The sequence below is a fragment of the Halomonas sp. QHL1 genome (genome assembly GCF_001882345.1).
In the GTDB taxonomy this organism is placed as follows: Bacteria; Pseudomonadota; Gammaproteobacteria; order Pseudomonadales; family Halomonadaceae; genus Vreelandella.
Window position 1 is genome coordinate 1,661,998 of sequence record NZ_MINL01000001.1, and the last position, 13,802, is coordinate 1,675,799.

The following is a 13,802-nucleotide window of genomic DNA, read 5'->3' on the forward strand; positions in this document are numbered from 1 at the left end:
TAAACGTCGCCTAGGTTTCGAGTAGCCGCAGGTGATCGCCGGTGGTGACATTCAAACGCTGCGCTTCTTGTTCACTAAGCACGATGGTGTTGTCATCGGTGGGCGCTCGGCCTATCCAGCTGGCAGTAAAATTCAACATTTGAGTGGTGGCCGCCAGCCAGCGGCTGACGCTCTCTTCGCTGGCAGAGGCAGAGACTTCCACCTGACAGAGCCGTGAGTTGCGGATGGCACGCACGTCGTCAATGTACGCCTCCACCGTCGGGCCACCGTCGAAAATATCGATATAGCCTTCCCAGCGCAGCCCCTCTTTCTTCAGCATCTCCAGCGCCGGGCGGGTGTGGCGATGCACCTGACCAATACAGGCCCGCGCCTCTTCGGCCATGAAAGTGGTGTAAATGGGAAACTTAGGCATCAGCTCGCCAATAAAGCTCTTCTGCCCCAGGCCGGTTAGGCGGTCAGCTTCGCTGAAATCCATAGGAAAGAAGTGTTTACCCAGGCTCTCCCAGAAAGGGCTGGTATTGTTTTCATCGAACACACCGCGCATTTCCGCTAATACTTTGTCGGGAAAACGGTCACGAAACTGGGCAATAAACAGCCAGCGTGCTTTGGAGAGCAGCGCGCCGTTGCGCAAATGTTTGTTGGCTTCGCCGCGGTATTCCGGTCGTAGAAACAGCGAGCACACTTCGGCGTCGCCGGTATGGTCGGAGCTTAAAAACAGTGTATCGATGGTGCGGTGCAGATCCAGCTGAACCGAGGAGTGGGCCAAGGTGCCCAGCCGGTAGTTGTAGAACGGTACTTCACGGCCAACCTGCCCCTCAATGGCGCAGCAGCCCGCCAGCTCGCCGCTTACTTCATCCTCTAGCACAAAGAAATAAAGCCGGTCATCCACCGGGGTACGCTCTTCAAAGGCACTGGCCGCCGCTTCAATCTTTCCGGCTAGAAACTCGCGGTTATCCGGCAGCGAGGTAAAACCAACGCCCGCCTGCTGCGCAAGCGCCTGGAGCCCATCCAAATCATCACGGGCAATGGGTCGAATGCGCATTACATTTCTCCTTCATCGAGCGCGTCTACTACAGTGGGAAGCGTTAGCGGTGCGGCGAGTACTGCCCGCCCTTCCGTAACGCCCAAACGCTCGGCGTGCTCAGCTGAGAGCATCAGCTGGCCCGTGGGTGACAGCGCGTAGCGCGCGACGATGCAGCGGAACTCACCCAGCTTTTGATTGGCAACCAGCGCGGGTTCGGCATCGGGCAACGCGTGTTCAGGGCGAATGCGCACCGGGTGCCAGGCGGCACTGCGAAAGGTCTCCAACCGCTCGCGCTCTGCTTTGACGATCGGCCCGGCGTCGAAAATATCCACATGGCGCGAGCGCACAAAACCCTCCGCCAGCATCTCTTCCAGCGCCTCTTCGTGGGCCGGGTGCTCCCGGCCAATCGCCGCCCGCGCCTGGGGCGTCAAAAGCGGCAGATAGAGCGGGAACTGGGGCATTACTTCGGCGATAAAGCTTTTCGAGCGCACCCCGGCAATATGATTCATATCCTGGAAGCTGCGGGCGAAAAAGTGGCGCCCTACGCTCTCCCAGAACGGCGATTCGCTGCGGGTATCGAGATAGCCGGGAAACGCCACCGCCAGAATGCGCGAAAAGCGCTCGGGGTACTGGGCGATAAACATCAATCGTGCCCGGCGCAGCAGGCTCTCCGCGCTGGTGCCTTTATAGCGGGGATTAAGCGAAAAAGCGCACAGTAAGGTGGCGTCCGAGACTTCATGGGAAAGCGCCAACGTCTGTACTTCGCGACGTACGTTCAACTGCTGAGAAGCGTGAATCAGCGTTTCCTGGCGATAGGTGTAGTAAGCCTCATTGGCTCCCGCCTGGGCGCGAATGGTCGCGGTGCCGAGCACTTCCTCACGCGTGTCATCGGCCAGAACAAACGTATAGTGCTCGTTTTCTGGAAACTCGACGTCACCATTAAATGCGTCTTGAGAGCGGGCAATACGCTCCTGAAGCCGCTCACGGTTGGCGGGCAAGTTGGTCAGCTTAGGCACTGCATGCTCGGCTAATTGCTCAAGCGCCGTGAGATCAGACGCTTTAACGGGTCGAACTACCAGCATCCTCGACGCTCCCCCTTCAGTTAACACGATTGACGCAGCCTGTTGCTCACTCATCCTGCCGCAACTAACCGCTCAATCGCACGCTCTAAGCGCGCCATGCCCTCGGCGATATCTGCTTCAGGAATGACCAGAGAAGGCGCCATACGCAGTACGTTCGGCCCGGCAATTAGTGCCATCAAACCCTCTTCAATAGCCAGCGGCAGAATGTCTTTGGCGCGGCCTTCATAGGCATCCGACATTTGCGCACCGATCAATAAGCCCATACCGCGAATCTCTTTAAACACGCCGTGCTTACGGTTGATGGTTTCTAAGTGTTCGCGGAACAGATCATGGCGATGCTTAACGCCTTCGAGTACTTCGGGGGTGTCGATAAACTCCACCGCGGCCAGGGCAACGGCAGAGGCCAACGCATTACCACCGTAAGTAGAACCATGGGTGCCGACAACCAGCGATTTAGCCACTGGGTCGATTGCCAGCATGGCGCCAATGGGGAAGCCGCCGCCCAGGGATTTGGCGCTGGTGAGAATATCCGGGGTAATACCGATGTTTTTATAAGCGTAGAGCTCCCCGCTACGGCCAACGCCCGTCTGCACTTCGTCAAAAATCAGCAGAGCGTTGTGTTCATCGCAGAGATCGCGCAAACCTTGCAGGAATTCTTGGGTGCCGGGCACGATACCGCCCTCGCCCTGCATCGGTTCAACCATAATCGCGCAGGTGTCGTCGCCAACCAGCGCGCGAACGCTCTCCAGGTCGTTGTAGGTGGCATGCAGAATGCCGCCCGGCACCGGGCCAAAGCCCTGGGAGTACTTGGGTTGGCCACCCACGCTAACGGTGAAGAAGGTACGACCGTGGAATGATTGGTGGAACGAAATGATTTTATCTTTCTGCTCACCGTAATTATCCACCGCCCAGCGGCGCGCCAGCTTAAGCGCAGCTTCGTTGGCTTCACCGCCGGAGGAGCATAAGAAAACCTTATCGGCGAAGGTGCGCTCGACCAGCGTCTTGGCCAAATTCAGCGCTGGCTCGTTGGTATACACGTTCGAAAGGTGCCACAGCTTTTCGCCCTGCTCTTTGAGCGCGTTAACCAACACCGGATGGCAATGACCAAGGGAGTTAACCGCGATGCCCCCGGCAAAATCGATATATTCACGCCCCTGTTGATCCCACAAGCGGCTACCTTCACCACGCACGGGAATAACCTGCTGCGGTGAGTAGTTGGGCGTCATGTAGTGGTCGTAATCTTGACGGCTTGGGGTATGGCTCATGGGACGCTAGCTCCAGTGGAGGAAAGTAGTGACAACAGTATAAGGTGGCAAAGAGTCCAAATGCTTTCAGCAATGGGACGGCAAATTATGAATAGCGGCGTATCGGCATACCACTAAACCGCCTTGAAGAACTCTAAAAGAGCCCCATACTTATTAGCAAGCTATGCGGTTATTCGCTGAGCTGCGTTGCATAGTGATGAGCACCGACACTCAGGATGAGAGGAGACCAGCGCATGCAGATTGATCTAAACGGTAAGCACGCCATTATCACCGGTTCGACGGCAGGCATCGGTTTTGCGATTGCCCAAGGGCTCGCCAATGCGGGCGCTAACGTGGTCGTGACAGGACGCAGCCAGTCGCGGGTTGACGATGCCATCGAGGCGATTAAAAAAGAATCCCCCAATGCCAAAGTAGAAGGCGTTGCTGCAGATCTCGGCACCGCTGAAGGTTGCCAAACGCTTATCAAACAGCAGCCCAGCGCGGACATCCTGATCAATAACGTAGGCATTTTCGGCCCACAGGACTTTTTCGACGTTGACGACGACACTTGGCAGCAATTTTTCGATATTAATATCATGAGCGCAGTGCGGCTTTCTCGGCACTACGCCAAAGGAATGCGCGAGCGCGACTGGGGGCGTATTCAGTTTATCTCCAGCGAGTCAGGGATCAACATCCCCAGTGAAATGGTGCATTACGGCGTGACTAAATCGGCGCTGCTGTCTGTTTCACGGGGGCTGGCGAAAGTGCTTAGCGGCACCCAGGTCACTGTGAATGCCATTCTACCTGGGCCGACCCGTTCAGAAGGCGTACTCAAGATGATTGGGGAAATGGCGGAAAAAGAGGGTATTTCTCAGCAAGAGATGGAAGAACGCTTTGTTAAAGAGAACCGCCCCTCTTCCATCATCCAGCGCTTAGCAACCCCAGAGGAGGTCGCGAGCATGAGCGTCTACGCCGCCTCCCCCCAAGCCAGTGCAACCACCGGGGCGGCACTGCGCGTGGAAGGTGGCATTGTGGATACGTTAACCTGATCCCTCTAATCTTATCCTTCTAATCTTTTCCTTCTAACCCAGGCGCTCTTCTCTCGGCGTCATGCCGAAATGGTGACGGTAGGCGGTAGAAAAGTGTGCGCCAGAGGAAAACCCCGTGGCAAACGCAATATCGCCTACCGGCCGGTCACTATCGCGCAGCTGTTTGCGCGCCTCTTGTAAGCGTAAATCCAGGTAGTACCGGCTGGGCACCGCCTGCAGATACTTCTTAAATAGCCGCTCCAACTGACGCCGGGAGATACCCAGGTGTTCGGCCAGTTCCAGGGTCGAGAGTGGCTCCTCAATATTGGCTTCCATCAGTGTGACAGCATCCACTAAGCTTTGCGGTGCATGACCCAAACGGCTTCGCAGCGGCACGTGTTGGCGCTCATCAGCCAAGCGAATGCGGTCGCAGACAAACTGCTCCGACACCTGTTCGGCCAAGCGGGCGCCGTGATGCTGGCCAATCAGCGTGAGCATCAGATCCATGGCCGCGGTACCGCCCGCGCAGGTCAGCCTGTCGCGATCAATTTCAAACAGCTGTTGAGAAAGCGTCACTTGCGGATAGGCCTGAGAAAAAGCCTCAAACCGCTGCCAGGGCAGCGTCGCACGATAGCCTTCCAGCAACCCACAGCGCGCCAACACCTCAGTTCCGCCTGCTAATCCACCCAGTGCCACGCCACGCCCCTGGTGCCCCCGCAACCACTCATTCAGCTTTGCGGGCAACGTATACGGCAGCGGCGTTGGTGCGCATATCAACAGCAGGTCGAGCGGTCCTAATGCGGCACCTAATGCGTGCTGGGCAATAAGCGACAGCTGGGCGCTGCTGCGGACGGGTTCGTCGTTGAGGCTTAATGTGGCGGTGTGGTAAAGCATCTGACCACTCAGCTGGTTAGCCATTTGCAGCGGCTCCAGTGCGCTGGCGTGGGTCAATAACGAGAACCCTGGCAGCAGCAGAAAGGCCACTCGCCGACGGGGAGTGCCTGTTTGAGAGGTTAACGGGTTGGGCTGCATGATAACTGACTGAGCTGCATAAAAATCCGCCGTGGGTAAACGACTATCTTACCCAATTGCGTAGAGGATCGCAGCGTTATGACCACTGCAGCAAAAACGTGACGCATGAATGCAAATTGCCGGGCACAAGGCCCGGCAAAACGAGAGAATGGTTAAGCACTAATTACCCCGGTTAATAATGCCTAACACAATGATACTGACCACAATCACCCCGAGAATGATGACCACCAGTGGGAGTAATTTATATAAACCGCCCGGTCGCTGCTTGGCTTCAGGCTGTAGATGCGGTTTTGAGGTTTCATAATCCTCGGGCACCCGCTCATTAATAATATGCTGCTTCTCTTCTTCCGGGGTTTTGCTTTCCCTAGTATCCATAAACACCTCCCGCGTTCCGGTCGAATTGGGCGGCGCTACCGCCTCTGAGAATGGCTTACAGATTCACGACATCAAACTTAACCTCTGGATTGACGTCGGCATCGTAATCTACATCGTCACGCTCAAAGCCAAACAGCTTCAAGAATTCGTGCTTATAACCAGCATAGTCGGTAATCTCGAATAAGTTTTCGGTCGTCACTTCCGGCCAAAGATCCTGGCAAGCTTGCTGAACGTCGTCACGCAGCTCCCAGTCATCCATGCGCAGACGCCCGGCTTCATCAGTCACCAACTCGCCCCGCTGACCTTGAGCGGAATAAAGCTGCTCACCGAACAGGCGATTCAACTGATCGATGGTGCCTTCATGCAGGCCCTGCTCTTTCATGATGCGATAGACCATGGCGATATAGAGCGGCATCACCGGAATCGCCGCACTTGCCTGAGTGACTACTGATTTAAGCACGGCAACGTTGGCACCGCCGCCGGTAGCTTTTAATTTGCTGTCGATCGCCGTGGCAGCGCGGTCCAGATCTTCCTTGGCTTTACCCAGTGCGCCGTGCCAGTAAATCGGCCAAGTGATTTCGGTGCCGATATAGCTAAACGCCACGCTGCGCGCGCCTTTTGCCAACACGCCAGCCTGGTCAAGCGCGTCCATCCACAGCTCCCAATCTTCGCCGCCCATCACGGTGATGGTGTCGTCGATCTCTTGCTGGGTAGCAGGCTCTACTTCCGCTTCGATAATCGCGTCTTTATTGGTATCGATAGCCGTAGCGCGGTAAGTTTCGCCAATTGGCTTGAGGCTCGAGCGCTTAAGTTCGCCGCTATCCGGCAGCTTGCGAACGGGAGATGCCAGTGAGTAGACCACCAGATCGATCTCGCCCATATCTTGCTTGATCAGTTCGATAGCTTTTTCCCGCGCTTCATGGGAGAACGCATCGCCATTGATCGATTTGCTGTACAGCCCTTCCTGCTTGGCAAACTTGTCGAAAGCGGCACTGTTGTACCAACCTGCGGTGCCTGGCTTTTTATCGGTGGCAGGTTTTTCAAAGAACACTCCCAGGGTGTCGGCGCCATAGCCAAAGGCCGCGGTAATCCGCGCGGCTAGGCCATAGCCACTTGATGCACCAATCACCAACACTTTCTTCGGGCCAGCCTGCTTATCCAAACCGCGGGCACGCGTTGCTTCAATCTGTTCGCGAACGTTCTGCTCGCAGCCAATAGGGTGAGTGGTGGTACAAATAAAGCCGCGCACTTTGGGTTTAATAATCACATCGAACCTCGTTATCGGATAGATTTTGCTTTTGACATCATAACTAGTGACATCGTTTTGCCATAGTTTTTGCCATAGCAACGTCATGTCTCAGTGGGGCTATTCTAGCTGTCTCCGTGCGCCCTGTCCGCTCTTGAGCTATTGTCTACCATTGAGATACAGCCACTTTCGCGTCACGATAGCCGCTTAAGCAACAACTTCCCTAATGAGGCGACCATGAATGCGCAGCAGCTAGTAGATGAACGCGGCGATCTTTGGCTAGCGCTCGCCCCGCTGTGGCTAGACCGTGAACCCAGCGAGCGCGATTACGCGCGTATGGTCGAGGTCGTAGAGCGCTACGATATGACCCTTAACGAGCTTGAATGGATGTTTCGCCTGGAAATGGCGCCCGTGATGTCTCGCCATCAACTCTCAATTGCCAGCGAGTGGCGACAATTTGACGACTATAAGCTGATGAAACAGTTGGTCAATCACAACATGCGTTTGAAGGGCTGGCGACGCAAAAGCTGGGCGCTGTTTTCAGGCTTAACAACCATGATGGTGCGTCACCGCTGGAACGCGCTAATGAACCGTGTAGCAGTCGCGCGGGGCGAGCAGGTATAGAAGGAGCGTATCTCGACGCTAGGGGTAACTTTGATCCAAGGCTGTTTCTAATGCAAGGCGTAGCGGGCGCCCGTGGTCGCGCGGACCAAAGCGGGCAATCACCTTGCCATCACGGCCCACCAGGAACTTGGTAAAATTCCATTTGATCAGTTGTGTGCCCAGCACGCCAGGCGCCTCACGCTTGAGCAGTACAAACAGTGGATGGGCTCCACTGCCGTTGACATTGACCTTCTCCAGTAACGGAAAACTGACACCAAACTGCTGTTCACCAAATTGGCAAAACGCTTGAGCGCTCTCCGGAGATTGGCGGCCAAACTGATTGCACGGAAAACCGAGTACGGTAAAGCCACGATCCCGGTAGCGCTGAAAAAGGGTTTCGAGTTCGCTTAGCTGCGGGGTAAAACCACACTGGCTGGCAACGTTAACCACCAGCAACACCTGGCCGCGCAGCGCACGTAAGTTAAACGGCAGCCCTTGGTGGGTATAGCAATCTTGGTCATATATTTGCATTAAGCGGCCCCACAAAACCCCAAACGGCATAGGTATCACCATGCCACGGCTATACTTTTTACACCAGCGGTCCGGCGACCACGCGTAGCGCCAGCGCAATTAATAGTACGCCGGTGATACGGTTAATCCAGTGGGCACGTCGTTGCAGCCAGGGCAGAATCTGTGAGTGGGAAAGCACTACCGCCACCAACACATACCAGCCTCCATCAATAATCATCGCCGTTAACACAATAATAGCTTTGGCCAGCCCACTCATCTCCGGGGTTACAAACTGGCTCAGCAGCGCGACAAAGAATAGAATCAGCTTCGGGTTGCCCAATGCCACTAACACGCCCTCTTTGGCTGCTTGCCCGCGGCTAGTGACAATCGCATTAGGCTCTAAGGCACCGGCTTTCCCGGCGCGCAGCGCTTTAATCCCGAGCCACGCCAAGTAAGCCGCACCGCACCAGGTAATAAGTTGGAACAGTAGCGGAAAACCGGCGATTAACGCCCCTAGCCCCCAAACGGTCAGTAGCGCATAAAAGCCCACCCCAAAGGCATGGAAGATGGCTGCAGTCACCCCGGTAAAACGCCCGCCGCCTAACGTATGGCGCAGCACCAGTGCCAAACTCGGCCCCGGCGACATAGCGCCCATGGCACAAATCGCGGCGAGTGATAGCCAGAGTGTCAACGGCATGCCTGTTTCTCCTTGATGGGTCGATATCACAGTATCGGGGGCTGACGGCCAGTATACGCTAAGCCAAGCAACACTTCGGTAAGCGCCTCAAATAACGCTGTTAGCATGGTACGCTGTTGGGTAAAATTTCCTCTTTTCGCTCTATGCGACTCTTCGCTCTTTTTTCACTCTTTTAGAAACACTCGCCCCACCACTCAATGCGCGGGGCATATAGAAAACATAAGTCTAGAAAACATAGGTCTAGAAAACATAGGTCTTGAAAACCTAGGACTTGAAAACATAGGACGGCAACATGGGCAGGGCTTTTCAGAACCGTAAGGAATCCATGGCCAAAACGGCCGATGCAAAGACCAAGGTCTACAGCAAATATGGACGCGAAACAGCCAATACCACTAAGCATTTGTTTTAAATAGAGATTAACGCTCTGTACCACCAAGTAATCCAAAAGGTGATACAGAAATGGCGTATTTAATGAAAGATAGGCATGGCACCTATTACCTTAGATTAGTTCTCACTAATGAGCTTAGGCTGCGACTGGGTATTGCAGACAGTAGGCAAAGGGAGTTCCGCAGGAGCTTAGATACTAAATCTAAACGTGAAGCTGCTAGAAGGTTTCCTGATGCGTATGTGAAGGCTGTTAGTAGCTTTGAAGCTGCTCCTCAAGAAGCTAGCCCATCACCAGCAGCAAGAAGCTCTCAACCCGCCCTTTCCTCTCTACTGGCTAAGCACTCTAAGCATCAAGGGTTAACAGGTATACTCCCCTCAACACTGCATGGCAGGCTACACGCCGTTGGGCTGTTGATGAAATACATTGGTGATAAGCCTGTTAATGAGTATGAAAAGCAGGATGCTAGACGGTTTAGAGATAAGCTTTCAGAAACACCGAAAAAGGGTTATCCAGATGAAAAGATTTCTGTAAGCACTCTTAATATCTACATCTCAAGGGTGCAAGCGTTCTTTAATTGGCTTGAGCAAGAGGGCTTCGTAACTGATAACGTATTCAAAGGGATGAAAGTTCAGGTTAAGAGGCTGCAATCGTCTTATCGTAGTGTTTTTACCGCTGAAGACCTCACAATGATATTCAGCCATATCAATACTGAAGATGTGCGTCTTGATCGGTTATTTGTAACATATATAGCGTTCTACACTGCTTGCAGAATATCTGAAGCGTGTCAGTTATCCAAAGAAGACGTATATCAAGTTGATGGTGTTTGGTGTATTCATATCCGAGAAAATAAACCTTACCAAAGACTCAAGAATGCCTATTCAGAAAGGGTAATACCTGTACACAGTGAGCTTATTAAGCTTGGACTACTTGAACATTGTGATACTGTTGAAGATCGGTTATTACCTAACGCTAAACCTGCCGCAATTTCACAATGGTTTGGTAAGCTTTTAATCAAGCTATTTATTGGCCCAGACAAGACCTTTCACAGCTTCCGGCATACAGGTGTAAACATTCTCAAGCAACACGGTGTCGATGTATCACTTACAGCCGCGTTAATGGGTCACTCTACAGGTACGATGGCCTATGATAGATACGGTAAAACACTTAAACCTGAAGCCTTAGTAGACATAGTAGAGCTAATAAAGCTTAAAGGATAAATATTGTGAATATAACGTCATTATTACTAATAGCTACTCTTTCAATACAAGTGGAAAGTGGCAAGCACGCCTATGACATTGCCCTTGATTATTGTAAATCTCAAGGCTCAACACTTGCCCAATACACTCCCAAGGCTGACAAGGTGATATTTAGCTGTAGTAACGACCTCTCAAAACGAATAACCATTACAAGATAGGGGTAACAGGGGTTCTAGGAGATTGCTGGTTAGGCCCCCTAAAACCCTTGATAAATACCACTACCAGATCATTATATCTTGTCTAGCTCTGCAATCAGCTTTTCCAGGTGACTAATACATTCACTCCATTGTTTCTGTTTCTTGGGAGAAGCCTTATCTTCCAGTCTATCTATACTGACCCATACGTCATTACCTAGAAATCTCACCAATTCTTTCTTAGTCATAATAACGCCGCTCATATATCCAATCTCCTGTGACATAAATAATAAGGCACCACAATAGATATATATAAACCCAATATCTCACAATGTCAAAGAGGTGTCCTGGGAGGGTATTCTACACACTGTCTTAAATATATTAGCTTTAGACCAGATTAACATCACCAAAGTTAATTATAGAAAGTTATCTTTCATTAATAAGAATATCTAGTCACATAGACCAGCGCGCTCGCAGACATATTAGATATTATAAAACTTTAAGGAAACATCTTGAACATTCTCTTACTTTAAACTTTTGATACCTGTTGAAATTGTTAAGAACGCTTATGACGTAGCATTATCTTACGGCCATGATAAAGTTGGATTAGCACAATACACTAGCAATGGTGACACAGTAAGTTTTAGGTTCACTGATGCCATCACCAAGATAACCACTTTTCAAAGGTAGGCTTTAAAGTGTCTATTTTAGCTTCTAGGCGCTTTTAGAGGATGGGTAGCACATAGCCTTACCTTTAGAGAGATCGTTTATTCTGGCTTGAAATAGACACCATAGACAGATGTTCTGGTTGATGCTTGGTCTCGATGCGTCCCCTATCAGCTTTATTTCCAGTATGAGATAGTCCTATTCGTTAATAATGATTGCTTGCTGAAGCTTTTGTAAGATTTTTTAAACTTATAGTGGCCTCAATAACCAAGAGCAACACATGACTCACTTGTAAGCTATCGCCAGTGCTCATCACTATCACCATCCTTGCCGCAGTACGTTCTACTATCTTGCTGATGTTAAAGAGTTTTTTATTTATATTTTGACTTAGAAAGGTAGGTTGTGGCATAGTTAATGAGTATTTATGTAGTGGCACTGCACTTACTACTACTATATATAGACCTCACATACTTCTAATCTACTAATTGTAACCCTTCGTGATGGGTAGAGCTGTCACGTTACAAGGTTCGCAGAATCCCTCCCAGGGATAGGCTGGTTTTTTTCATATCTGCATGATGGGAATTAGTTAAATGAAAGTAAAAGCGAGTTAATAAATTTGTTCTTCTGGTTGGAATTGTGAAATAAGGTGTCGATAAATAATATGCTAGCTGCATTATGAGGTAGAACATACAAAGGGGAAAGCCTAATGCTTGGCGAAGATTCTAAAGTTATTCCCCTTCTGAAACTATATTTATCTTTGTCACTGTGGGAAAACCGCTAGTGAAGGAGGTTTAATACACAACTAAGGAAAAATAAATGATTGAAAACATCATGAGTAAAAAGTCGCCTAAACACTACAGTGCTATCACTGAGAAAGCGTGCAAAAAGCTTAGTAATACTATTAAGGGAAATGCGCGGCCTATTAAGAAAGTCTACATTTCAGATGCTCTTCCAGCCGTTGGAAAGACTGAAAAATTCATTAAATCAGCTTCAAAAAATGACCACATTGTATATGCTCTACCAACACTGAAATCATTGAATGAAATACGTGAAAGATTAGAGAAAGAAAAGTTCAATGTTTTAGAAGTGACTTCTCGGGATCATTTTGGTGTTGCATCTGTTATTGGTGATTTATTGAAAAATAGAGAATATATTGATCCAGTAGTGATGCTGATTAGCCATGCTGGTTTAAGAACTATTGAGCCTAAACATCTGAAAGACTGGACACTTGTGATTGATGAGATTCCAGATATTTCAAATATTAGCAACTCAATTATTGAAGAAAACTCTTACACACTTACTCTTTCCTCTCATATTTTAGTTGATGAGGATACAGGTAAAGTAACTGTTAGAAATGAGTCTAAGAAGACTGTGAGAGCTGCTGCAAAGGCAAGGATGAGAGTCGGTTCTATCCTTCCTGACACTTGGGTTGCACTGGATGATGATTCAGTCGATGTGTACATAAAATATCAAATAAAATTGAAGAACTATCAGTTTAACTGTGTTGGTTACTATGACTACGTGACAGCTGTAGATTATGCTAAAGAAACTCATATTCTTGGTCATGCTGTGAGTCGAACTTTGTTCTATCTGCATCTAGAAGCAAGCGGGTACACTTTTGAAGAGTCAAAATTCCAGCCTGAACCAAGACCGTATAACCTGACTCCCGTATTGGTGCCTATTTACTCGGGTGACCGTATTAGCAAGGCAATGTTAACTACTAACACGAAACAGCAAGTTACGTATGTGTGGTCGGATGAGGTAGATGGTCATGAAGCATTAGTTCGTGTAATGGAACATAACGGAGAAAATCCAATTCTAATTCAGACTCATAAATGGTGTGGTTATAAATGGCCAGATCACGCTGAAAACATAGGCTTTGATGCAAGAGGACTGAATGGTTACCAAGACTTTAATCGGACAATTAACCTTATACATGGGAATTCTTCAGGCATTGAAGATCGTTTATATACTTTAATGTTGGAGAGGATGGGTATTGATGAGCAGGTTGGTAAAGATGCTATTTGTTATAGTCGATTCTTTGAAATGATCATTCAACATATATGCAGAACCAGCTTGCGAAAATTTGAAGGACAGGCAGAGCGTACAGTTCACTATTTACCAAATGAACATACTGCGAAAGAGATTGAAAAGCTTCTTAAGATAAAATGTGAGATTGATACCAGCATTATGAGAAGTCCTCCTTTATCCGATTTTCAGGCTGGCTTAGAAAAGAAGAAAAACCTTGCATGGGGAATGCTTGCGGATGGTCGTGCTAAGAAGGACATTGCTGATTTTCTAGATGTTGATCCTTCTACTCTTCGGAGATGGCTGAAGGCAGCTTGATTACGTATTAATGATGAATATGGAAAAATTGGTCGCAGGCTATATTAATATACTGAATTTATTCTAGCGTACATGTTGATACCACGGATTATTTAGCTTAATAAACCACTTTCATGCCTTGCTTGTTGGTCGTGTAAATGGGATTATAAATGATAATTAACATAGGGGGGG

At 49.9% G+C, this 13,802-nt stretch carries 13 protein-coding genes and 1 pseudogene; 5 read left to right on the forward strand and 9 right to left on the reverse strand.

Annotation, left to right across the window (positions count from 1 at the left end; genetic code table 11):
• Positions 1 to 10: 10 nt before the first annotated feature.
• The 3 genes from astA to QHL1GM_RS07650 are packed head-to-tail and all read right to left on the reverse strand — an operon-like array spanning position 11 to position 3,371.
• Positions 11 to 1,042: an arginine N-succinyltransferase gene (astA, locus tag QHL1GM_RS07640; protein ID WP_071693930.1), complete on the reverse strand. Its 1,032-nt coding sequence runs from the start codon at positions 1,040 to 1,042 to the stop codon at positions 11 to 13.
• Entirely contained in the window at positions 1,042 to 2,106 is a 1,065-nt protein-coding gene (locus QHL1GM_RS07645; RefSeq protein WP_071693931.1) for an arginine N-succinyltransferase, read from the reverse strand. The genes astA and QHL1GM_RS07645 overlap by 1 nt, the downstream gene beginning before the upstream one ends.
• A gap of 50 nt (positions 2,107 to 2,156) precedes the next feature.
• Complete coding sequence (locus QHL1GM_RS07650) at positions 2,157 to 3,371, reverse strand: aspartate aminotransferase family protein (protein WP_071693932.1); 1,215 nt, start codon at positions 3,369 to 3,371, stop codon at positions 2,157 to 2,159.
• Positions 3,372 to 3,604: 233 nt separating this feature from the next.
• Here QHL1GM_RS07650 and QHL1GM_RS07655 point away from each other — a divergent pair, with 233 nt between their 5' ends.
• Positions 3,605 to 4,399 (forward strand): SDR family NAD(P)-dependent oxidoreductase, encoded by a 795-nt coding sequence (locus QHL1GM_RS07655; protein WP_071693933.1) that lies wholly within the window; start codon positions 3,605 to 3,607, stop codon positions 4,397 to 4,399.
• 33 nt (positions 4,400 to 4,432) lie between these two features.
• Here QHL1GM_RS07655 and QHL1GM_RS07660 read toward each other — a convergent pair whose 3' ends face one another.
• The 3 genes from QHL1GM_RS07660 to fabV all read right to left on the reverse strand — a co-directional run bounded on the left by QHL1GM_RS07660 (position 4,433) and on the right by fabV (position 7,052).
• Positions 4,433 to 5,410 (reverse strand): GlxA family transcriptional regulator, encoded by a 978-nt coding sequence (locus QHL1GM_RS07660; protein WP_175540362.1) that lies wholly within the window; start codon positions 5,408 to 5,410, stop codon positions 4,433 to 4,435.
• Positions 5,411 to 5,569: 159 nt separating this feature from the next.
• Positions 5,570 to 5,785, reverse strand: a complete 216-nt coding sequence (locus QHL1GM_RS07665) for a hypothetical protein (protein WP_071693934.1) — start codon at positions 5,783 to 5,785, stop codon at positions 5,570 to 5,572.
• 55 nt (positions 5,786 to 5,840) lie between these two features.
• A complete protein-coding gene (gene fabV / locus QHL1GM_RS07670) occupies positions 5,841 to 7,052 on the reverse strand; it encodes an enoyl-ACP reductase FabV (protein WP_071695945.1) in 1,212 nt (403 codons plus the stop codon).
• A 216-nt stretch (positions 7,053 to 7,268) separates the two neighbouring features.
• On the opposite strand from fabV, the gene QHL1GM_RS07675 reads away from it, so the two are divergent.
• Complete coding sequence (locus QHL1GM_RS07675) at positions 7,269 to 7,655, forward strand: hypothetical protein (protein ID WP_071693935.1); 387 nt, start codon at positions 7,269 to 7,271, stop codon at positions 7,653 to 7,655.
• Between the two features lie 18 nt (positions 7,656 to 7,673).
• Here QHL1GM_RS07675 and QHL1GM_RS07680 read toward each other — a convergent pair whose 3' ends face one another.
• Both QHL1GM_RS07680 and QHL1GM_RS07685 read right to left on the reverse strand, forming a co-directional pair.
• Positions 7,674 to 8,165, reverse strand: coding sequence for a glutathione peroxidase (locus tag QHL1GM_RS07680; RefSeq protein WP_071695946.1), 492 nt, complete (start codon positions 8,163 to 8,165; stop codon positions 7,674 to 7,676).
• 58 nt (positions 8,166 to 8,223) lie between these two features.
• Positions 8,224 to 8,841 carry a LysE family translocator gene (locus QHL1GM_RS07685; RefSeq protein ID WP_175540363.1) on the reverse strand — a complete coding sequence of 206 codons (618 nt, stop codon included), beginning with the start codon at positions 8,839 to 8,841 and terminating at the stop codon, positions 8,224 to 8,226.
• 292 nt (positions 8,842 to 9,133) lie between these two features.
• Between QHL1GM_RS07685 and QHL1GM_RS19665 the strand changes: the two are divergent.
• Positions 9,134 to 9,220: pseudogene (locus QHL1GM_RS19665) on the forward strand (YebC/PmpR family DNA-binding transcriptional regulator); the annotation flags it as partial.
• An 80-nt stretch (positions 9,221 to 9,300) separates the two neighbouring features.
• Positions 9,301 to 10,446 (forward strand): site-specific integrase, encoded by a 1,146-nt coding sequence (locus QHL1GM_RS07690; RefSeq protein ID WP_071693937.1) that lies wholly within the window; start codon positions 9,301 to 9,303, stop codon positions 10,444 to 10,446.
• A 268-nt stretch (positions 10,447 to 10,714) separates the two neighbouring features.
• Here the strand turns inward: QHL1GM_RS07690 and QHL1GM_RS19325 are convergent, their stop codons facing one another.
• Positions 10,715 to 10,882: a hypothetical protein gene (locus tag QHL1GM_RS19325; RefSeq protein WP_175540364.1), complete on the reverse strand. Its 168-nt coding sequence runs from the start codon at positions 10,880 to 10,882 to the stop codon at positions 10,715 to 10,717.
• A 1,219-nt stretch (positions 10,883 to 12,101) separates the two neighbouring features.
• Between QHL1GM_RS19325 and QHL1GM_RS07695 the strand changes: the two genes are divergently transcribed.
• Positions 12,102 to 13,631 (forward strand): helix-turn-helix domain-containing protein, encoded by a 1,530-nt coding sequence (locus QHL1GM_RS07695; protein WP_071693938.1) that lies wholly within the window; start codon positions 12,102 to 12,104, stop codon positions 13,629 to 13,631.
• Positions 13,632 to 13,802: the final 171 nt, after the last annotated feature.

Excerpts from the sequence above, each read along its gene's own strand:
- QHL1GM_RS19325 (WP_175540364.1), bottom strand. The coding sequence starts at position 10,882 with ATGAGCGGCGTTATTATGACTAAGAAAGAATTGGTGAGATTTCTAGGT.
- QHL1GM_RS07655 (WP_071693933.1), top strand. The coding sequence starts at position 3,605 with ATGCAGATTGATCTAAACGGTAAGCACGCCATTATCACCGGTTCGACG.
- QHL1GM_RS07665 (WP_071693934.1), bottom strand. The coding sequence starts at position 5,785 with ATGGATACTAGGGAAAGCAAAACCCCGGAAGAAGAGAAGCAGCATATT.
- QHL1GM_RS07690 (WP_071693937.1), top strand. The coding sequence starts at position 9,301 with ATGGCGTATTTAATGAAAGATAGGCATGGCACCTATTACCTTAGATTA.
- QHL1GM_RS07650 (WP_071693932.1), bottom strand. The coding sequence starts at position 3,371 with ATGAGCCATACCCCAAGCCGTCAAGATTACGACCACTACATGACGCCC.
- QHL1GM_RS07685 (WP_175540363.1), bottom strand. The coding sequence starts at position 8,841 with ATGCCGTTGACACTCTGGCTATCACTCGCCGCGATTTGTGCCATGGGC.
- QHL1GM_RS07645 (WP_071693931.1), bottom strand. The coding sequence starts at position 2,106 with ATGCTGGTAGTTCGACCCGTTAAAGCGTCTGATCTCACGGCGCTTGAG.
- QHL1GM_RS07680 (WP_071695946.1), bottom strand. The coding sequence starts at position 8,165 with ATGCAAATATATGACCAAGATTGCTATACCCACCAAGGGCTGCCGTTT.
- QHL1GM_RS07695 (WP_071693938.1), top strand. The coding sequence starts at position 12,102 with ATGATTGAAAACATCATGAGTAAAAAGTCGCCTAAACACTACAGTGCT.
- astA (WP_071693930.1), bottom strand. The coding sequence starts at position 1,042 with ATGCGCATTCGACCCATTGCCCGTGATGATTTGGATGGGCTCCAGGCG.
- QHL1GM_RS07675 (WP_071693935.1), top strand. The coding sequence starts at position 7,269 with ATGAATGCGCAGCAGCTAGTAGATGAACGCGGCGATCTTTGGCTAGCG.
- QHL1GM_RS07660 (WP_175540362.1), bottom strand. The coding sequence starts at position 5,410 with ATGCAGCCCAACCCGTTAACCTCTCAAACAGGCACTCCCCGTCGGCGA.